General features: G+C 70.8%; 20 protein-coding genes. 14 read left to right on the top strand and 6 right to left on the bottom strand.

Annotated features, from left to right (window positions below):
• The first annotated feature begins 35 nt into the window (after positions 1-35).
• From ACIBCK_RS27675 to hutH, 3 genes are all read left to right on the top strand, one after another.
• On the top strand, positions 36-833 hold the full coding sequence (locus ACIBCK_RS27675) for an enoyl-CoA hydratase-related protein (protein WP_367044547.1): 798 nt from the start codon (positions 36-38) through the stop codon (positions 831-833).
• A gap of 99 nt (positions 834-932) precedes the next feature.
• Positions 933-2,084, top strand: coding sequence for a diguanylate cyclase domain-containing protein (locus ACIBCK_RS27680; protein WP_399394504.1), 1,152 nt, complete (start codon positions 933-935; stop codon positions 2,082-2,084).
• 438 nt (positions 2,085-2,522) lie between these two features.
• Complete coding sequence (gene hutH, locus ACIBCK_RS27685) at positions 2,523-4,061, top strand: histidine ammonia-lyase (protein ID WP_399394636.1); 1,539 nt, start codon at positions 2,523-2,525, stop codon at positions 4,059-4,061.
• 92 nt (positions 4,062-4,153) lie between these two features.
• Here hutH and ACIBCK_RS27690 read toward each other — a convergent pair whose 3' ends face one another.
• Positions 4,154-4,936 carry a PepSY domain-containing protein gene (locus ACIBCK_RS27690; RefSeq protein ID WP_399394506.1) on the bottom strand — a complete coding sequence of 261 codons (783 nt, stop codon included), beginning with the start codon at positions 4,934-4,936 and terminating at the stop codon, positions 4,154-4,156.
• A gap of 72 nt (positions 4,937-5,008) precedes the next feature.
• A complete protein-coding gene (locus tag ACIBCK_RS27695) occupies positions 5,009-5,347 on the bottom strand; it encodes a hypothetical protein (protein ID WP_399394508.1) in 339 nt (112 codons plus the stop codon).
• A gap of 110 nt (positions 5,348-5,457) precedes the next feature.
• Between ACIBCK_RS27695 and ACIBCK_RS27700 the strand changes: the two genes are divergently transcribed.
• From ACIBCK_RS27700 to ACIBCK_RS27715, 4 genes are all read left to right on the top strand, one after another.
• Positions 5,458-5,826: a hypothetical protein gene (locus ACIBCK_RS27700; protein WP_399394510.1), complete on the top strand. Its 369-nt coding sequence runs from the start codon at positions 5,458-5,460 to the stop codon at positions 5,824-5,826.
• Positions 5,827-6,084: 258 nt separating this feature from the next.
• Positions 6,085-7,347 carry an Ig-like domain-containing protein gene (locus ACIBCK_RS27705; RefSeq protein ID WP_399394512.1) on the top strand — a complete coding sequence of 421 codons (1,263 nt, stop codon included), beginning with the start codon at positions 6,085-6,087 and terminating at the stop codon, positions 7,345-7,347.
• Between the two features lie 185 nt (positions 7,348-7,532).
• Complete coding sequence (locus ACIBCK_RS27710; RefSeq protein ID WP_399394514.1) at positions 7,533-8,216, top strand: ABC transporter ATP-binding protein; 684 nt, start codon at positions 7,533-7,535, stop codon at positions 8,214-8,216.
• A gap of 129 nt (positions 8,217-8,345) precedes the next feature.
• Complete coding sequence (locus ACIBCK_RS27715) at positions 8,346-11,705, top strand: S8 family peptidase (RefSeq protein ID WP_399394516.1); 3,360 nt, start codon at positions 8,346-8,348, stop codon at positions 11,703-11,705.
• A 24-nt stretch (positions 11,706-11,729) separates the two neighbouring features.
• Here ACIBCK_RS27715 and ACIBCK_RS27720 read toward each other — a convergent pair whose 3' ends face one another.
• Positions 11,730-12,107 carry a YybH family protein gene (locus tag ACIBCK_RS27720; RefSeq protein ID WP_399394518.1) on the bottom strand — a complete coding sequence of 126 codons (378 nt, stop codon included), beginning with the start codon at positions 12,105-12,107 and terminating at the stop codon, positions 11,730-11,732.
• 50 nt (positions 12,108-12,157) lie between these two features.
• Between ACIBCK_RS27720 and ACIBCK_RS27725 the strand changes: the two genes are divergently transcribed.
• Genes ACIBCK_RS27725 through ACIBCK_RS27735 form a run of 3 tightly spaced genes read left to right on the top strand, consistent with a single transcriptional unit; the run spans position 12,158 to position 13,814 of the window.
• On the top strand, positions 12,158-12,565 hold the full coding sequence (locus ACIBCK_RS27725) for a winged helix-turn-helix transcriptional regulator (protein ID WP_399394520.1): 408 nt from the start codon (positions 12,158-12,160) through the stop codon (positions 12,563-12,565).
• Positions 12,562-13,332 carry a group II truncated hemoglobin gene (locus ACIBCK_RS27730; RefSeq protein ID WP_399394522.1) on the top strand — a complete coding sequence of 257 codons (771 nt, stop codon included), beginning with the start codon at positions 12,562-12,564 and terminating at the stop codon, positions 13,330-13,332. Before ACIBCK_RS27725 ends, ACIBCK_RS27730 begins: the two co-directional genes overlap by 4 nt.
• 29 nt (positions 13,333-13,361) lie before the next feature.
• A complete protein-coding gene (locus tag ACIBCK_RS27735) occupies positions 13,362-13,814 on the top strand; it encodes a hypothetical protein (RefSeq protein ID WP_399394523.1) in 453 nt (150 codons plus the stop codon).
• A 23-nt stretch (positions 13,815-13,837) separates the two neighbouring features.
• On the opposite strand, the gene ACIBCK_RS27740 is transcribed toward ACIBCK_RS27735, so the two are convergent.
• Positions 13,838-14,758: a helix-turn-helix domain-containing protein gene (locus tag ACIBCK_RS27740; protein WP_399394525.1), complete on the bottom strand. Its 921-nt coding sequence runs from the start codon at positions 14,756-14,758 to the stop codon at positions 13,838-13,840.
• Positions 14,759-14,876: 118 nt separating this feature from the next.
• Here ACIBCK_RS27740 and ACIBCK_RS27745 point away from each other — a divergent pair, with 118 nt between their 5' ends.
• Together ACIBCK_RS27745 and ACIBCK_RS27750 are read left to right on the top strand one after the other, a co-directional pair.
• A complete protein-coding gene (locus tag ACIBCK_RS27745; protein WP_399394526.1) occupies positions 14,877-15,935 on the top strand; it encodes an NAD(P)-dependent alcohol dehydrogenase in 1,059 nt (352 codons plus the stop codon).
• A 188-nt stretch (positions 15,936-16,123) separates the two neighbouring features.
• The gene (locus tag ACIBCK_RS27750) at positions 16,124-16,507 is read left to right on the top strand and encodes a VOC family protein (protein ID WP_399394528.1); all 384 of its coding nucleotides are present in this window, start codon (positions 16,124-16,126) and stop codon (positions 16,505-16,507) included.
• On the opposite strand, the gene ACIBCK_RS27755 is transcribed toward ACIBCK_RS27750, so the two are convergent.
• Positions 16,504-17,298, bottom strand: coding sequence for an alpha/beta fold hydrolase (locus ACIBCK_RS27755; protein ID WP_399394530.1), 795 nt, complete (start codon positions 17,296-17,298; stop codon positions 16,504-16,506). The genes ACIBCK_RS27750 and ACIBCK_RS27755 overlap by 4 nt on opposite strands.
• 43 nt (positions 17,299-17,341) lie before the next feature.
• Here ACIBCK_RS27755 and ACIBCK_RS27760 point away from each other — a divergent pair, with 43 nt between their 5' ends.
• Together ACIBCK_RS27760 and ACIBCK_RS27765 are read left to right on the top strand one after the other, a co-directional pair.
• Positions 17,342-18,310: an aminoglycoside phosphotransferase family protein gene (locus ACIBCK_RS27760; RefSeq protein ID WP_399394532.1), complete on the top strand. Its 969-nt coding sequence runs from the start codon at positions 17,342-17,344 to the stop codon at positions 18,308-18,310.
• Positions 18,311-18,413: 103 nt separating this feature from the next.
• The gene (locus tag ACIBCK_RS27765; protein WP_399394534.1) at positions 18,414-18,896 is read left to right on the top strand and encodes a helix-turn-helix domain-containing protein; all 483 of its coding nucleotides are present in this window, start codon (positions 18,414-18,416) and stop codon (positions 18,894-18,896) included.
• A 9-nt stretch (positions 18,897-18,905) separates the two neighbouring features.
• On the opposite strand, the gene ACIBCK_RS27770 is transcribed toward ACIBCK_RS27765, so the two are convergent.
• Positions 18,906-19,511, bottom strand: coding sequence for a ClpP family protease (locus tag ACIBCK_RS27770; RefSeq protein ID WP_399394535.1), 606 nt, complete (start codon positions 19,509-19,511; stop codon positions 18,906-18,908).
• Positions 19,512-19,516: the final 5 nt, after the last annotated feature.

The following is a 19,516-nucleotide window of genomic DNA, read 5'->3' on the forward strand; positions in this document are numbered from 1 at the left end:
AGGTAACGGTCGTTAACCTGACGTGGAGGAATGCGATGAGTGGCGAGCAGCGGTTCGGGGATTTCGTCGGCGTCAGGCGGCACGCCTATGTCGCCGAGCTCGTTCTCGACCGGCCCAAGGCCATGAATGCCGTGTCCACGGACATGGCCCGCTCCATCGGCTCCGCCTGCGACGCCCTCGCTCAGGACCCCGACGCCCGCGTCGTGGTCCTCACCTCCACCCATGAGCGGGCCTTCTGTGTCGGCGCCGACCTGAAGGAGCGCAATTCCTTCTCCGACGCCGAGTTGGTGCGGCAGCGGCCCACCGCGCGGGCCGCCTACACCGGCGTACTCGAACTGCCCATGCCGACCGTCGCGGCCCTGCACGGCTTCGCGCTCGGCGGCGGGTTCGAGCTCGCGCTCGCCTGTGACCTCATCGTGGCCGACCCGACCGCCGTGGTCGGGCTCCCCGAGGTGTCGGTCGGCGTGATCCCGGGCGGCGGCGGTACGCAGCTGCTTCCGCGCCGGGTCGGCGCGGCGCGGGCCGCCGAGCTGATCTTCACCGCGCGGCGTCTGGAGGCGGGCGAGGCGCGGGAGTTGGGGCTTGTCGACCAGCTGGTGGGCGAGGGTGAGGACCGTACGGAGGCGCTCGCGCTCGCCGAGCGGATCGCCGCCAACTCGCCCGTCGGGCTGCGTGCCGCCAAGCGGGCCCTGCGACTCGGGCACGGGCTCGATCTGCGGGCCGGCCTCGAGGTCGAGGACGCCGCCTGGCGCTCGGTGGCCTTCTCCGGGGACCGGGCGGAGGGCGTCGCGGCGTTCAACGAGAAGCGGAAGCCGCAGTGGCCGGGGGAGTGAGGGGCGCTCCTGGTGTGTGTGGGGGGGCGTAAGCGGCGGCACACACGCTGCGTGATGTTCCAAACGCCCAAATTGTCGTAAATCTCCTAGCCTAGGGAGATGGGAGAGGATGTCAGGCTGCGGGCCGTGGTCGTGCTGGCGCAGGGGATGGCCGCCGCGCACACTCCGCGTGAGTCCTGGCGGGCGGCTGCCCGCGGCGCGTGCCATGCGCTGTCCGGGAGTTTCGCGGCCCTGTCCGTCTGGGAGCGTGACCTCGGGCGGCTGAGGGTGCTCGTGAACGTGGGCGAACGGGCCGAGGGGGAGGAAGAGTTCCCGGAGCGCGAGGCGTATCCGGTGAACGAGTTCCCGGAGATCACCGAGTTTCTGCACGAACGGTGGGCGGGTGGCGGTGAGCCGCACGCCTGGGTGGAGACGGCGCGGGGGCCCGCGGAGGCCACGGCGCCCGGTTACTGCCATCAGCGCGTCGCGGCCCTGCGCAGGCGGGGGCGTGGCTGCTGTGTGGTCGCGCCGATCGTGCTGCACGGACGGGCGTGGGGCGAGCTGTATGTGGCGCGGCCGGTGGGGGCGCTGCCCTTCGGCCGCGCGGACGCGGACTTCGCGACGGTGCTCGCCTCGGTGGTCGCGGCGGGCATCGCACAGACCGAGCGCCTGGAGGAGGCCCGCCGCCTCGCCTTCACCGACGCGCTGACGGGCCTCGCCAACCGGCGTGCGGTCGATCTCCGTCTGGAGGAGGCGGTGGAGCGGCACCGGGCGGAGGGGACGGTGGTGAGTCTGGTCGTGTGCGACGTGAACGGCCTCAAGTGGGTCAACGACACCCAGGGCCACGCGGTCGGCGACCGCCTCCTCGAACGCTTCGGTTCGGTGCTCTCGCTGTGCGGGGCGATGCTGCCGGGGACGCTGGCGGCGCGGCTCGGTGGGGACGAGTTCTGCCTGCTCTCGGTGGGGCCTTCCGCCGATGAGGTGGTGCGGGTGGCGGACGAACTGTGCGTACGGGCGGCCGAGTTGGAGCAGGGGGAGGGGGTCGCGTGCGGGGTCGCCTCCACGGAGGATCCGATCGGCGAGGTGCGCTCGGCCCGCCGCCTGTTCCGCCTCGCGGACGCGGCGCAGTACCGCGCGAAGGCTGCGCGCGCGCCGAAGCCGGTGGTTGCGGGGCGCGAGGGGTTGGACGATCCGGTGGTGCGACTCGCGGACTCCGCGGGGGCGCTGCCTGCTGGGGAGCGGCGGCGCTTTCGGGGGCGGGGGCGGGGGTAGGGGGCGGGGGTTGGTCTCCTCCCCCTGCGGGCCGGTGGGGGTTTGTCGCGCCGTTCCTCGCGCCCCTGGCAGGGCTGGGCGTGCGTGTCCCGTGCGGGCCGGTGGGGGTTTGTCGCGCCGTTCCTCGCGCCCCTGATGGGGCTTGGGCGTGCATATCCCCGTGCGGGCCGGTGGGGGCTTGTCGCGCAGTTCCTCGCGCCCCTGATGGGGCTGGGCGTTGTCATTCCTCGCGGGCCGGTGGGGGGCCGGCGTGCCGTGGTCGGGCCCCGGCAGGGGCGCGGGGAACTGCGCGGGCGGCCCCCCACCGGCCCGCAGGGGAGTGCGGGCTCAGCCGTTTCGCCGGCCCCGGCGGGGGCTGGTGCAAGGGCCGGTAAGTGGCTCAGTCCCGCTTCGGTCGTGACACTTTGGGATTCAGTCCGTACGCTGCTGAATATGGATATGCACACCGTGGTCCTGGGGACGTCCGGGACAACCGCGGCGGACGTCATCGCCGTCGCCCGCGGCAACGCCCGCATCGATCTCTCGGCCGAAGCCGTGACCGCCCTCGCCGCCTCGCGCGAGATCGTCGACGCGCTCGCCGCCAAGCCCGACCCCGTCTACGGCGTGTCGACCGGCTTCGGCGCCCTCGCCACCCGGCACATCGGCCCGGACCTCCGCGCCCAGCTGCAGCGCAACATCGTCCGCTCGCACGCGGCGGGGATGGGCCCGCGCGTCGAGCGCGAGGTGGTGCGCGCGCTGATGTTCCTGCGGCTGAAGACGGTCTGCTCGGGGCGCACCGGCGTACGTCCCGAGGTCGCACAGACCATGGCCGACGTGCTCAACGCGGGGATCACCCCCGTCGTGCACGAGTACGGCTCGCTCGGCTGCTCCGGCGACCTCGCGCCGCTCAGCCACTGCGCGCTCACGCTCATGGGCGAGGGCGACGCGGAGGGCCCGGACGGTGAGCTGAAGCCGGCGGGCGAGCTGCTCGCCGCGCACGGCATCACCCCCGTGGAGCTGCGCGAGAAGGAAGGCCTCGCCCTCCTGAACGGCACCGACGGCATGCTCGGCATGCTGGTCATGGCCCTCGCCGACCTCGACGCCCTCTACAAGTCCGCCGACATCACCGCGGCCCTGACCCTGGAGGCGCTCCTCGGCACCGCCAAGGTCCTCGCCCCCGAGCTGCACGCCATCCGCCCGCACCCGGGTCAGGGGGCCTCCGCCGCCAACATGCTCGCCGTTCTCGAAGGGTCTGAGCTGACCGGCCACCACCAGGACGACGCGCCGCGCGTCCAGGACGCGTACTCGGTGCGCTGCGCCCCGCAGGTGGCGGGCGCGGGCCGGGACACGATGGCGCACGCGTGCCTCGTCGCCGAGCGCGAGCTCGCCGCCGCCGTCGACAACCCCGTCGTCCTGCCCGACGGCCGCGTCGAGTCGAACGGCAACTTCCACGGGGCGCCGGTCGCGTACGTCCTGGACTTCCTCGCGATCGCCGCCGCCGACCTCGGCTCGATCGCCGAGCGCCGCACCGACCGGCTGCTCGACAAGAACCGCTCGCACGGCCTGCCGCCGTTCCTCGCGGACGACGCGGGCGTCGACTCCGGCCTCATGATCGCCCAGTACACGCAGGCGGCGCTTGTCAGCGAGATGAAGCGGCTCGCCGTCCCGGCATCCGCCGACTCCATCCCGTCCTCCGCGATGCAGGAGGACCACGTCTCGATGGGCTGGTCCGCCGCCCGCAAGCTGCGTACGGCCGTCGACAACCTGACCCGCATCGTCGCGATCGAGCTGTACGCGGCGACCCGCGCGGTCGAACTCCGTGCAGGCCTCACCCCGGCCCCCGCGACGCGGGCGGTCATCGAGGCGGTCCGCAAGGCGGGCGTCCAGGGACCGGGCCCCGACCGCTTCCTCGCACCGGACCTCGCGGCGGCCGACGCGTTCGTGCGCTCCGGCGCGCTGCTCGCCGCGGTCGAGCCGGTGACCGGCCCGCTGGCCTAGCGACAGCAGGTCGTACGGAGAGTGCTTCTCGTACGCGGAAGGGGGCGCCGTCACAAAGGTGACGGCGCCCCCTTCCGCATGGTGACGGAGTGTCAGTCGCGGTCGACGTGCTCGCGGGTGATGTTGCCCTTGACCGCGTCGATGTCGAAGTCGGTCTTGTTCCAGTCGTCGGTGACGACGTCGACGGACCAGACGAGCGCCTTGTTGTCGTTGTCGTCGAGGCCGATCGACGTGACCGTGCCCTTCTTCTTGTCCGTCGCGGTCTTGGCCGCCTGCTCCGGCGTCTGCTTGACGCGGGAGAGCCAGTCGGCCGTCTCCTTCTTGTCGTCGGCGTCCTGGTCGCTGTCGGGGGCGGAACTGATCACCTTGCCCGAGACCGCGTCGATGCGGACGTGGTGCACGGTGCCGTCCTTCTCGGCGACCTCGGCGACCCACTGCGGCGTGCTCGCGCTGCCGCTCGGGCTCGGGCTCCCGCTCGCGCTCGGGCTCGCGCTCGCGTCGTCATCGTCGGTGTCGGTGTCGTCGTCACCGTCGTCCACGCCGTCGAGGTCGAGGTCGGTCAGCTTGCCGCCCGAGACCTTCCCCACCGCCGTGGTGGCGGCCTTGTCGTAGGTGACCTTGGTGGTGGCGAGCAGCGCCTTGCGCTCCTGCTGGTCCTGCGTGAGGGACGCGCTGCCCGTGGGGCTCTCGGTCGGCGCCTCCTTCGGGACGGACTTCGCCGCCTTCGAGGTCGCCTCCGCGGACGCCTTGCCGCTGTCCTCGCCGCACCCTGTCACCAGGGCCGCCGAGGCCACGAGGGCGCACACGGCACCGACGAGACGGAGATTGCGGGCGCGCGGTGCGCCGCTCTTGCTGAAACGGGACTCGAATCTCATACCCGCATGCCTAGCCCCAGCCCCGTATCAGGCGCAGTTGCCGCGCGGCCAGGGTCACCCGATCGCGCGCCCTCAGTAAGCCGGCCCCTGCCGCTCCCTGCGTACCGAGAACGCGACGAAGCCCGCCCCGAGGCCCAGGAAGGCTGTCCCGCCGATCAGGTACGGGGTGGTGTCGACTCCGGCGCCCGTGTCGGCGAGGTGGTCCTCCGTGGGGGCGGCGGTGTTCTCCGACGTGGCGGCGCTCTCCGAGTTCAGCGTCGCGCGGCGCTGTTCGGTGTGGACGACCCGGGGGGCGTCGGGCGCCTCCGGGGATCTGAAGGTCGCCGTCGCGTTCGCGGAGGGAACGAACCACAGGGCGCCGAGGAGGGCCCCTGCGGCGGTGGCGGTGAGCAACGATCGACGTGCGGACACGGAATCGGATCCCCCTTGTGGCGCTGGCGAATTGGCCGTGTGGGGCGATGGTAATGAAAGGCGCGGGTCGCGGGAAAGTCGCGGGGGCCCTGGGTCGTACGCTCCGACTCATGAGCACACCTGAGACATCACGTTTTGTACGGCTCCGCGTCGAATTGGTGGTGGAGGCCGACGGATCCGGCGAGTTGGCGTCCTCGGCCCTGCGCCGGATCGCGGAGGACGAGCACATGCCCGCCGAGGAGCGGGTGCACGCCGAGACGGCCGTCAAGGAGGACGACGCGGAGGCGCTCGCCTATCTGGTGGACCCGTTCGACCTGGTCAGCAGCCTGCCGGGAGTGGAGCTCTCGCAGGCCTCCTGGAGCAGCGAGCAGATCGACTACGACCCCGATTCGCCGGACTGGGACCCGGACGAGGATGATGACGACGACGAGGCCGACGAGGACATGGCCCGGGACGGTGCTGGTGGCCGTGGGCTGTAGGCGGTAGACGGTGGACGAGAGGTCTTACGTCTAACCGGACGGAAAAACGGAACCCGCAGCCCCGGACGGCAACCGCCGCCCGGGGTTCCGTCGTCTCAGAGGTGCACGGCTGTCACCGGCGCACCGCATGACGTGGTGTTCCCCACATCTTCCGCGGAAGTGGAACGGGACGAACCGGGCAGGACGTTATGCGGGATTACGGGGACTCCCGGCGTTCTTGGCGTGTTGGGGATTTCGGCAACGATGGAGAAGCGTGTGATGACGGACAGTAGGCGTCGGCGCGGACGGCGCAAGGGTCTTGCGGCCGTGTCCGCTCTGGTCGGCGGCGTCCTTGTGCTCTCGGCCTGTAGCAGCGACGACGGCGACAAGAACAGTGCCGGCGGCGGCAAGGAGTCGCAGAACCAGGTCGACGAGGCCGCCGCCAAGAAGACGTCCGAGGCCGACATCAAGATCGCGCCCAAGGACGGCTCCGACAACGCGAGCATCAACAGCGCGGCCAAGGTCACGGTGAGCAAGGGCTCGCTCACGGACGTCACGATGACGACCGAGACCGGCACCGCGGTCGAGGGGCAGATAGCTGCCGACCAGAAGAGCTGGAAGCCCAGCGGTCAGCTGGAGCGTGCGACCACGTACAAGATCTCCGCGACCGCCAAGGACTCCGACGGCCGCAAGGCGCACGAGAACTCGAAGTTCACGACGGTCTCGCCGAACAACAGCTTCATCGGGAACTTCACGCCCGAGGACGGCTCCACGGTCGGCGTGGGCATGCCGGTGTCGATCAACTTCGACAAGGCGATCACGAACAAGAAGGACGTCCAGTCCCACATCAAGGTGTCGTCGAGCAGCGGCCAGGAAGTCGTCGGCCACTGGTTCGGCAACAACCGCCTGGACTTCCGCCCCGAGGACTACTGGCAGGGCAACTCCACGGTCACCATGAAGCTGGCCCTGGACGGCGTCGAGGGCGCGGACGGCGTCACCGGCGTCCAGGAGAAGACGGTCCAGTTCAAGATCGGCCGTAACCAGGTCTCCGTGGTCGACGCCAAGACCAAGCAGATGAAGGTCATGCGGGACGGCAAGGTCGTCAAGACCATCCCGATCTCCGCGGGCTCCCCGGAGAACAAGACGTACAACGGCAAGATGGTGATCTCCGAGAAGTTCAAGGAGACCCGGATGAACGGCGCGACGGTCGGCTTCACGGACGACGACGGCAAGGGCGAGTACGACATCAAGGACGTGCCGCACGCCATGCGTCTGTCGAACTCCGGCACGTTCATCCACGGCAACTACTGGGGCGCGAAGTCCATCTTCGGCGGCGCCAACACCAGCCACGGCTGTGTCGGCCTCGAGGACGCCAAGGGCGCGGGCGACAAGAGCACCCCGGGCGCCTGGTTCTACGACAACTCGATGGTCGGTGACGTCGTGGACGTCCGGAACACCGGCGACAAGACGGTCCAGCCCGACAACGGCTTCAACGGCTGGGTCATGGACTGGGCCCAGTGGAAGGCCGGTTCGGCCGTCTAGGACGCCGACCACACGACGAACGGCGGCGGCCCGCACCCCTCAACGGGGGTGCGGGCCGCCGCCGTTGTGGCTTCTCATGCTTCTCTCAAGCCGCCCTTATCCGATCATCAGGGGGCGTACCTAGCTTCGCGTACACGCACGCTTGCCGACGGCCCTCGCCGTGGCCGTACCGCAGGAGTCACCGCATGTATCAGCTCAAGGACGTCACCAAGCGGTACCGCAGGGGCAAGGAGACCGTCGACGCGCTCGCCGGGGTGGACCTGGCCATCGGCGACGGTGACCGGCTCGTCATCCAGGGCCCGACGGGCGGCGGCAAGTCCACGCTCCTGCAGATGCTCGGCGGGCTCGACCGGCCGACGTCCGGCAGCGTCGAGCTCGACGGCGTCGACCTGGCCGCGCTGCCCGAGGCGCGCCTGACCAAGGTGCGCGCCGAGTCCATCGGCTTCGTCTTCCAGTCCGGCAACCTGATTCCCACGCTCAGCGCCGAGGAGAACGTCGAGACGGCGCTCGTCCCGACGGGCCTGCGCGCCGCGGACCGCCGCGAACGCGCCGCCGATGCCCTGGCGTCCGTGGGCCTCGGCGAGCGCCGCAGCCAGCTGCCCGCCGAGCTCTCCGGCGGCCAGCAGCAGCGCGTGGCCATCGCCCGCGCCCTGGTGAAACGGCCGAAGGTGCTGCTCGCCGACGAGCCGACGGGCAACCTCGACGCGTCCATGCGCGACGAGATCATGGAGCTGCTCGAAGGGCTCTGGAAGGAGCACGGCCTGACGTTCGTGATGGTGACGCACGACAGCGCCATCGCCCGCAGGGCGCCGCGCCTCGCCACGATCCGGGGCGGGCGGATCAAGGTCACGGAGCAGGCCGTACCGTGACCAACTCGCCCCTTGCGGCGCACTATTGAACTTCTGACGCACTATTGAGCAGATGTTCGGCTCTGGGCAATACTTCCTCGTCCAGGGGCGGGAGCCCCTTTGACTCCAGGGGGAGACTTGCGCAGAAAAGTGAAGAGAGCCTTTGGGGCCACGGTCGCCACAGCGGCGGCCGTGGCCCTCGCCGCGGGCATGACCAGCCCGGCGTCGGCGGCGAAGCAGTCGCCCGACGCGCTCCCGGCGGCCGCACAGGCGGCGGGCCTCAAGAGCGCCGGACAGGGCGCCGGACAGACCACGCACCGCATCACCCTCATCACCGGCGACCGCGTCACCGCCGACTCCAAGGGCCGCGTCACCGCCTTCGAGCGGGCCAAGGGCCGCGAGCGGATACCCGTACTGACCAAGCGCGTCGGCGGTCACACACTCGTGATCCCGGCCGACGCGCAGCGCCTGATAGCCACCGGCAAGCTCGACCAGCGGCTCTTCGACATCACCGAGCTGAGCAAGAAGGACAACCGCAGGGCCCAGAAGAAGGGCCTCAAGCTGATCGTCGGCTACCAGGGAGCGGCGGCCGGCGCCAGGTCCGATGTGCGCGCCGCGGGTGACACCACGGTCCGCAGGACCCTGAAGTCCCTCAACGCCGACGCGATCACGACCCCCAAGCAGGACGCCAGCGACCTGTGGTCCGCCCTGATCGCGGACAAGGGCGCCGCCACCGCGTCCGGCGTGAGCCGCGTCTGGCTGGACGGCGTACGCAAGGCGCGCCTCGACAAGAGCGTCAAGCAGATCGGCGCCGACAAGGCCTGGGCGGCCGGCTTCGACGGCAAGGGCGTCAAGGTCGCCGTCCTGGACACCGGCGTCGACGCCACGCACGCCGACCTCAAGGACCAGGTCGTCGGCGAGAAGAACTTCACGCCCGCGGCGGACGCCAAGGACCGCTACGGCCACGGCACCCACGTCGCGTCCATCACGGCCGGCACCGGCGCCAAGTCGGGCGGCAAGTTCAAGGGAGTGGCGCCCGGCGCCAAGCTCCTGAACGGCAAGGTCCTCGACGACAGCGGCTACGGCGACGACTCCGGGATCATCGCGGGCATGGACTGGGCGGCCGAGCAGGGCGCCGACATCGTGAACCTGAGCCTCGGCGGCGGCGACACCCCGGGTGTCGACCCGCTCGAAGCCCAGGTCGACAAGCTCTCCGCGGACAAGGGCATCCTCTTCGCGATCGCGGCGGGCAACGACGGAGCGCCCGGCTCCGTCGGCTCCCCGGGCAGCGCGGACACCGCCCTCACCGTCGGCGCGGTCGACGACAAGGACAAGCTCGCCGAATTCTCCAGCCAGGGCCCGCGCGTCGGCGACGGCGCCATCAAGCCCGACGTCACCGCCCCCGGCGTGGACATCACCGCGGCGGCGGCCCCCGGCAGCGTCATCGACCAGGAGGTCGGCCAGAACCCCGAGGGCTATCTGACGATCTCCGGTACGTCGATGGCGACCCCGCACGTGGCGGGCGCCGCGGCGCTGCTCAAGCAGCAGCACCCGGAGTGGAAGTACGCCGAGCTCAAGGGCGCGCTGACCGCTTCCACCAAGGACGGCGGGTTCAAGTACACGCCGTTCCAGCAGGGTTCGGGCCGCATCGCCGTCGACAAGGCCATCGAGCAGACGGTCATCGCCGAGCCGGTGTCCCTCTCCTTCGCACCGCAGCAGTGGCCGCACACCGACGACAAGCAGGCCACGAAGAAGGTGACGTACAAGAACCTCGGCAAGGAGGACGTCACCCTCGACCTGACCGTCGCGGGCACGAATCCCAAGGGCGCCCCGGCACCCGCGGGCTTCTTCAAGCTCGGCGCGAAGACGGTGAAGGTCCCCGCGGGCGGCACGGCCTCGGTCGACCTGACCATCGACACCAAGCTCGGCGGCACGGTCGACGGCGCGTACTCCGCGTACGTCGTGGCGGCCGGCGGCGGGCAGACCGTGCGCACGGCCGCCGCGGTCGAGCGCGAGGTCGAGTCGTACGAGCTGACCCTGAAGCACATCGGGCGCGACGGACAGGCCCCGAAGTACTACGACAGCGACCTGGAGGGGATCTCCGGGCTCGCCACCGACAAGTCCTACAACCCCTTCGACGCCTCCGGCACGGTCAAGATCCGTGTCCCCAAGGGCGGTTACCTGCTGAACACCGGCATGTTCGCCGACCCGGCGGACTTCACCAAGGGCGCCGACTGGATCGCCCAGCCGAAGCTGAGCGTCACCAAGGACACGACGGTGACGCTGGACGCCCGTAAGGGCAAGCCGGTCGACATGACCGTCCCGTCGGCGGACGCCAAGTCGTCGTTCGCGTCGCCCGACTACACGGTCGAAACCGCCGGCGGCGGCTACTCCTTCGGCTGGTTTCTCGACTCGTACACCGACTTCCGGACCTCGCACCTGGGCCCGCAGGTCACCGACGGCTCGCTGCACCAGCAGTGGGACGGGCACTGGACCGAGGGTGACGACGCCGAGTACGACACCGTCCTCGGCGGCAAGGTCAAGCAGCTCGCGACCGGCTACACCAAGCACTTCAAGGCGTCCGAACTGGCCACGGTGAAGGTGGGCATGGGCGCGGCGGCCAAGGGCAAGAAGGGCACGATCGGCGCTCTGGGCTACCTCCCCGGCAGCTCCGGCGGCTCCTCGATCAACGTGCCGCAGCCGCTGCCGTCCACCCGGACGCTGTACCTCTCCACGGCCGACGCCGTGAAGTGGGGCCTGACCTTCGAGCAGCAGACCGGGGTCGACCCGGACGGCTGGCCGATCCTGGACGCGGGCTACTCGCTGGGCGCGGCGCAGACGTTCGCACCCGGCAAGAGCTACGAGAAGACGTTCAACACGGCCGTCTTCGGCCCGCGCGTCGGCGGCGACTACGGCGTCTTCCGGCAGGACAACGAGATCATCGGCTCGCTGCCGCTGTTCGCCGACGGCAAGACGCACGCGGGCTCCTCGCTCTACTCGTCGGTCAAGACGACCCTGTACAAGGGCGACACCAAGATCGGCGAGAACGAGGACCCGGTGGCCGGCGGCGCCGCGTTCAAGGTCCCGGCGGCCGACGCCGAGTACAAGCTCTCCACGTCCGTGAAGCGCAGCGTCAAGGTGGCGGCCGCCTCCACCCGCATCGACGCGAGCTGGACGTTCCGCTCCAAGAAGGCCGACAACGCGAAGCTGCCGGTCTCCACGGCGCGGTTCGCCGCTGCGGTCGACCTGAGCAGCAGGGCCAAGGCCGGCGAGACCCAGTCCGTGCCGGTCACGGTGCAGGGCGCGGCCGCGGGCTCCAACCTCAAGTCCCTTGCCGCGTACGTGTCGTACGACTACGGCCAGACCTGGACGAAGGCCACCGTCAGCGGCGGCAAGATCAAGGTCAAGAACCCGGCCGCGGGCAAGGGGGTCTCCTTCCACGCCAAGATCACGGACAAGAAGGGGAACAAGTCGACGCTGTCGATCTACAACGCCTACTACGGCAAGTAGACCGCGGGCAGGTCGTCGCGTGAGCTAGCCGCTCACGCCGGGCGCGGCGCCGAACGGACTGTCGATCACGTATCGCCAGTACCCGTCGGCGCCGCGTCTTGCCACGTCCGTGGCGGTGGACTTCACGACGCCCTCGATCTCCCAGTCGACGACGAGCAGCGCGATGTCGCCGGACACGTGGACGCGGCGGGGGCGCACGGAGATGGGCAGTCCGATCGCGAGGAACGGGCCGTTCTCCCGCGCGATGTCCGCGAGCCCGTACACCGCTTCCCCCGACTCCGGCACGAACGCGGCACTCTCCTCGTACAGTTCGTGCACCGCCCCCGGGTCCCCGCTGTTGAACCGCTCGGCGAAGGCCGCGGGGACGTCGGCGGCGCGCGTGGGCAGGGGAATGTTCGGCATGGGCAACCCTTCTGGGACGGCTCGACAACCGCACAGTAGGAGGCGCCCTCGTGACTCACCGAACGGTAAGCCAGGGCGCGGGCCAGGGGCTCCCCGACGACCCCAGGGCCCGCGTCGAGGCACCCACCCCCGGCTGCCCCGTGGAGATCACCCTCGCCGCCCTGCGCGGGCGCTGGACCACCCTGATCGTCCGTGAACTGCTGCGGGCCGGTTCCTACGCGTACAGCGAACTGGCCGCCACGCTGCCGGAGTTGTCGGACAAGGTGCTCACGGAGCGGCTGGCCCAGCTGGTCGCCGCGGGTGTGGTCCTGCGTACCAGGACACCCGGCTGGCCCCCCACGGTCACCTACGAACTCACCCCCCACGGGAAAGAACTCGGCCCCGTCCTACAGGCGTTGTGGGACTGGGGAGCGCGCGTGCCGGCACCACCCACCGCAGAGGAAGCCGACCTCACATGACCGCTCACACCGTCGAGTACATCCGCTACCGCATACCCTCCGAGCGCTCCGCGGAGTTCCTCTCCGCGTACACCCGCGCCGCCGTCCCGCTCGCGGCGTCCCCCAGTTGCGTCGACTACGAACTCGCCCGCTGCGAAGAGGACTTCGAGCACTTCATCCTCCGCATCACGTGGACGTCGACGAAGGACCACCTGGAGGGCTTCCGGGGCTCGGAGCTCTTCCGTGAGTTCTTCGCGGAGATCCGCCCGTACGTCGAGAACATCGAGGAGATGCGCCACTACACACCCACCGCCGTACGCGGCACGGGCGCCTCCACACCGACCCTGTACGCGTGGGCGGGCGGCGAGGAGAACCTCGCGCGCCTGACGGAGATCTTCTACGAGAAGGTGCTCGCAGACGACCTCCTCGCCCCGCTCTTCGCCGGCCTGCCCGCCGAGCACGCCCTGCACGTCGCCCAGTGGCTCGGCGAGGTCTTCGGCGGCCCGGCCGCGTACTCGACCGAACACGGCGGGCACGCCGAGATGGTCGGCAGGCACCTCGGCAAGGGCATCACCGAGCAGCAACGCCGCCGCTGGGTCAACCTCATGCAGGACGCGGCAGACGAAGCGTCCCTCCCGACGGACGCCGAGTTCCGATCCGCTTTCGCCGCCTACATAGAGTGGGGCACCCGTCTGGCGGTCCACTTCTCGTCCCCCACAGCAGCCCGCCCCACCAACCAGCCGGTCCCCCTCTGGAACTGGGGAGCGGCGCCGCCTTACCAGCCCTGACACCCATCAACGCACCGGTAGGTTTTCCCATGCCCGACAATGATCCGCGCGTCTACGAGGCCACATTCCCCCGCACTCCTTTCCAACTGCTGTTCGGCGCGGGATGGAAGAAGCTGGTGGCCTTTCGGGTGGACAGCGAAGGTGTCCTGCTCGGTGGCGCCCCGGCTCAGTACAAGAAGCAAACGGCTTTCGCGCCATGGGGAGACATCGAGTCGGTGGTCCTCTGGTACCAGAAAACGGCCGGTCAAGGAATCAACCACATAGGACTAAGGCGCCGACCGGGGGCTCCTCGCCTTGCCGGACCGAACAGCAAGATGACGCCACAATCGGCGGAGAGAGTCGCTCCGCACGTGGAGTACGACCTGCTCCTCGCCAGCCGCCCGATCACCTTCTGGCGCGTAGACCCAGAGGCGCTTCATGCGGCGGTCACCGCGTTCGCACCGAACGTGCCGGTACTGGTCTACCAACAAGCAGCGCAGTAGGCCCGGCGGGCGTCCCGGGAGAGCTACTTCCCCGCGCCCGCCGCGCCCGCGCGGGTGGCGTCCGCTCCCCAGCTGGCGAGGAGCCGGAGCGCGTCGGCCGATGCCGAGTCCGGCTCCGCGTGGTACGTGATCAGTGACTGGTCGTGATCGTCGGGGAGTCGGAGCGTCTCGTACGACAGGGTCAGATCGCCCACCAGGGAGTGATGCAGGCGCTTGACGCCGTGGCCCTTCTCCCGCACGTCATGCGTGGCCCACAGGCTCCGGAACTCCTCGCTCTTCACGGAGAGCTCGCCGACCAGGGCCGAGAGCAGCGGGTCGTTCGGATAGCAGCCCGCGTCCATCCGCAGGAAGCTCACGATGTCCGACGCCTTCTGGTCCCAGTCCCGGAACAGGACGCGCGACTCGGGCCGCAGAAAACAGATCCGGGCCCAGTTCCGCTCCTCCGGCGGCAGCGCGCCCCAGTCGCCGAAGAGCGCGGCGGCCATGCGGTTCCAGCCGAGGATGTCCGTGCGGCGCCCTGCCACATACGCGGGGACGCCGTCCAGCGCGTCGACGAGCTGGAGCAGCGCGGGCCGCACACGCTGCGGGCGTGCCGCGCGCTTCCTCTTGTGCTGCTTCGGCTTGGCCAGATGCGTCAGGTGGGCGTGCTCGGCGTCCGTCAGGCGCAGGGCACGGGCGATCGCGTCCAGGACCTCGCCCGAGACGTTGCGGCCGTTACCCTGCTCAAGCCGCGTGTAGTACGCCACGGACACCCCCGCGAGCTGCGCGAGCTCCTCGCGGCGCAGCCCCGGCACCCTCCGGTGGCGCCCGAAGTTCGGCAGGCCGACATCCTCCGGCTGCAGCCGGGCCCTGCGGGTGCGCAGGAACTCGCTGAGCTCGGCGCGGCCGTCGAGGGGCTCCGGCGGCCCGGGGGCGGGGGAGTGCGCTGGCTGGTCGGCGTCCATACAGTCCAGTATCCGGGGTCGTACGCACCTGAGCCTGTCCCCACCAGTAGTAGGACCACTGGACGTACGCAAAGCCGTGACCTGGGTAGATGCCCGCGAGGCTGGCACGGTGGATGGCATGACCGCACAGACCAGCACCACCACCGTCTCCGCTTACGCCGCGCCCTCCGCCAAGGCCCCCCTGGAGCGGACCACCGTCCCGCGCCGCCCGGTGGGCGCGTCCGACGTACTGATCGACATCAAGTACGCCGGCATCTGCCACTCGGACATCCACCAGGCGCGCGACGGCTGGGGCGAGGGCATCTTCCCGATGGTGCCGGGCCACGAGATCGCCGGTGTCGTCACCGAGGTCGGCTCCGCCGTCACCAAGTTCGCGGTCGGCGACCGCGTCGGCGTCGGCTGCATGGTCGACTCCTGCCGCGAGTGCGACAACTGCAAGGCAGGCCTTGAGCAGTACTGCGCCAAGGGCAACATCCAGACGTACAACGCCCTCGACAAGAGCGGCGAGCCCACCTACGGCGGCTACTCCACGCACATCGTCGTCGACGAGGCCTTCACCCTGCGCATCCCCGACGGCCTCTCCCTGGACGTCGCAGCGCCGCTCCTGTGCGCCGGCATCACCACGTACTCCCCGCTCCACCGCTGGAACGCGGGCCCCGGCAAGAAGGTCGCCGTCGTCGGCCTCGGCGGTCTCGGCCACATGGGCGTCAAGATCGCGCACGCGATGGGCGCCGAGGTCACCGTCCTCTCGCAGACCCTGCGCAAGAAGGACGACGGCCTGAAGCTGGGCGCCGACCACTACTACGCGACCAGCGACGAGTCGACGTTCGAGCAGCTCGCCGGCTCGTTCGACCTGATCCTCTCGACGGTCTCCGCGCCGCTGCCCCTGGACAAGTACCTGGGCCTGCTGCGCCCGGAGGGTTCCTTCGTGAACGTCGGCGCCCCCGAGGAGCCGGTCTCGCTCAACCTGTTCTCCGTGATCGGCGGCGGCAAGACCCTCGCGGGCTCCATGATCGGCGGCATCCAGGAGACCCAGGACATGCTGGACTTCTGCGCCGAGCACGGCCTGGGTTCGGAGATCGAGCTGATCGACGCCGACCGGATCAACGAGGCGTACGAGCGTGTCCTGGCCAGCGACGTGCGCTACCGCTTCGTGATCGACACCTCGACGATCTGAGCACGCCCGGATCTGAGCACGCCCGCTCCCGCCTGGGGCCGCATGGCCGGAACTCGACTCGGCCTGCGGCCCTAGGCCGCATTGCGCACCAGGTGGGGGCCCTGTGACCGATGCCGGGGGCAGGCCGCCTGCCTAGGGTGGTGGACATCAGCACGGCACTTCGGACGAAGCAGGGAAGAGGTCGCACGATGTCCATCGCGCTCAACCACACCATCGTCGCCGCCAAGGACAAGAAGGCGTCCGCCCAGTTCCTCGCCGACATCCTGGGCCTCGAAGTGAGCCCCCAGTACGGCCCGTTCATCCCCGTCGAGATCCCGAACGGCGTCACGCTCGACTACATGGAGAGCGGCGGACCGATCACCCCCCAGCACTACGCCTTCCTGGTCTCCGAGGACGATTTCGACACCATCTTCGGCCGCATCAAGGACGCGGGGCTCACCTACTGGGCCGACCCGCACCACACGGTCGAGGGCGAGATCAACACCAACGACGGCGGCCGTGGCGCGTACTGGGACGACCCGAACGGTCACAGCCTGGAGATCCTCACCAGGCCGTACGGCAGCGGAAGCTAGGACCCGCCCTCCGCCAGGAAACCGAGCACGAGCGGCGTCGCGACCTCCGCGAACTCCTCGAAGTACGCGTGCCGCGCACCGGGGATGAGCCGCATCCGCGCCCCGGGGACGCGTTCCGTCAGCAAGGGCGCGTTGGCAGCCGGGTTGAACGCGTCGTCGGAGCCGTGCACGACGAGTGTCGGCGCCGCGATCCGCGGCAGCGCGTCCCAGGCGTCGTGCCGGGCGCTGGCCCGCAGATGGCGCCGGCGGGCATGCGGGGGCATGCCCGGATCGCCGAGGGTGTGAAACACCTGCCGCTCCCCCTGCCGGGCGAGCCAGCCGGGGGTGTACATCAGCTCCAGCAGGGCCCGGCGCGCTGCCGCCGCGTCGCCCTGCCCGAGGGCGGCGCGCACCTCGGGCCCGCGTTCTACGCCGTGCGGCGCCCCCGGCGACGTACAGCCGAGGACGAGCCGGTCCACCCGCTCCGGATGATCGGCGGCGAACCACTGGGCGACCCGGCCGCCCATCGACGTCCCGTACACATGGGCGCGGTCGATCCCCGCGTGGTCGAGCACGGCGACGACGTCGCGGGCGAAGCCGGGCGTGCTGTAGCTGTCGGTGTCGGGGCGGCCGCTCTCGCCGGTGCCGCGCCAGTCGAGTACGACGGTCGTGTACGCGGCGTCGAAGCCACCCCGTACCGGGTCCCACCAGCGGCGGCTGTTGGACTGCCCGCTGAGCAGGACCAGGGGGCGGCCGGAGCCGTGGACCTCGTAGTGCAGGGCGGTGCCGTCGGCGGCTTCAGCGAAGGGCATGGGGTGAACCGTAGCCATCCGCCGTCCTCGCTAGGGTGCCGGGATGACCGGGACACCCATCGAGGTACCAGAGAGCTTCGCGCTGAGCACGGTCCAGCGGGAGGGCGAGCGGGGCAGGGCCTGGCTCGCGACACTTCCCGAGCTGACCGGTGACCTGCTCCGGCGCTGGAAGTGCGAGCCGACGCAAGCGGTCACGCACGGGCAGGTCGGCATCATCGTCCCCGTGAGACGGACGCACGACGGGACGCCCGCCATCCTGAAGATCTCCTTCCCGCACCCCGGCAACGTGCACGAGCCGGACGCCTTCGCGGCGTGGTCGGGACGGGGCGCGGTCCGGCTGTACGAGCGGGACGACGCGCGGTTTGCGATGCTCCTCGAGCGGGCCGGGGCTGCGGCCGGAGCGGGCGGGGGTTCGTTGGCCGACGTGGAGGACACCGACGAGGCGGTGGCCGTGGCCGGGCGCCTGGCGCGCCGCCTCGCCGTGCCCGCGCCGCCGGAACTGCCGCGGATGAGCTCGCTCGTGGCCGAGTGGGAGTGTGAACTGCGGGACGAGGACCGGGAGTTGGGCTCACCGCTGCCGGCCCGCGTGGTGGCCGCCGCGATCGGGACCGTGCGGGAACTGGGCCAGGATCAGCCCGACACCCTCATCCACGGAGACCTGCACTTCACCAACGTACTGAGGTCGCAGAGGCCGGAGGGGTGCCAGAGGCCGGAAGGTCCGGAGCGCGACCCCTGGCTCGCCATCGACCCCAAGGGCTACGTCGGCGACCCGGCGTACGACTCGATCACGCTGCTCCGCACCCGCTTCGAGCCCCTGCTCACCGCGCCCGATCCACGGGCCGCGGCCCTGCGCAGACTCGCCGTCTTCGCCGACGCGGCGGAGGTCGACCGCGAACGGGCCAGGAGGTGGGCGCAGGCGCGGGCGGTGACGGCGGCGCACTGGGGGATGCGGCACGGCGACCCCGCCTGGGTGGTCAAGGCGACCGAGGCGCTCGCGGAGGCGCTGACGTGAGGCCTTCGCGCGGGGGCGTCCGCGGGGGCGTCCGCGGGGGCGTTCGCGGGGGGCGGAACGCCGATCACTGCCCGGAGGGCCGGGCGGCTCCTACGCTGAGAGGGTGAGCAGCCAAGAGCGGTACCACGAACCGGAGCAGGGCCGGCAGACCGAGCAGCAGGCCCGCGTCATCCCGTTGCGCCCGCGCCCGCGCTCGGAGCGGACCGCGCCGCAGCGCCCCGCCCCCGTGCGCACGACTCCCGTGCCGACTCCGGTGTCAACTCCCGTGCCAACTCCCGTGACACCGGCGGCGAAAGAGCCCCTGTGGCGTGACGTGGTCGGTGACGTGCTGCGCCGCGAGCGCCTCGCCCAGGAACGTACGCTCAAGGACGTCGCGGAGGCGGCCCGCATCTCGATGCCGTACCTCTCCGAGCTGGAGCGCGGCCGCAAGGAGGCTTCCTCCGAAGTCCTCGCGGCCGGCGCCCGTGCGCTCGGCCTGAGCCTGGCGGACCTGCTCTCCCTGGCCCAGACCGAGTTGATCCGGCACGCCTCCCCGCAGCCGACGCGCACGAGCCCGCGCCAGGGGGACATCCGACTGGCTGCCTGACCGACGGGATCAGGCCGCGGCGAGCATCCGCCGGCTGAGCACCTCGTCGGCGAGGCCGTACGCCACCGCGTCCTCGGCGGTGAAGACCTTGTCGCGGTCCATGTCCGCGCGCAGCGTGGCGACATCGTGTCCCGAGTGCCGGGACAGGACGTCCTCCACCTGCGAGCGGATCCGCAGCATCTCCTTGGCCTGGAGAGCGAGGTCGGAGACGGTGCCCTGCTGCCCGCCGCTCGCGGGCTGCCCGAGCAGGACGCGCGAGTGCTCAAGGACGAACCGCCGGCCGGGGTCGCCTCCGGCGAGGAGCACGGCGGCAGTGGAGGCGGCCTGCCCGACGCAGAACGTCGAGATCGGGGCGCTGATGAAGCTCATGGTGTCGTAGATGGCCATGAGCGAAGTGAACGATCCACCGGGCGAGTTGATGTAGATGGCGACCTCGCGCTCGGGGTTCGAGGACTCCAGGTGCAGCAGCTGCGCGATGACGACGTTGGCCACGCCGTCGTCGATCTCGGTCCCGAGGAAGATGATCCGCTCCGAGAGAAGGCGGCTGTAGACGTCGTAGGCGCGCTCGCCCTGAGGGGTGCGCTCGACGACGGTCGGAATCGTGTACTGGCTCATCTCGG

Source organism: Streptomyces sp. NPDC051218 (genome assembly GCF_044455475.1).
Lineage (GTDB): Bacteria > Actinomycetota > Actinomycetes > Streptomycetales > Streptomycetaceae > Streptomyces.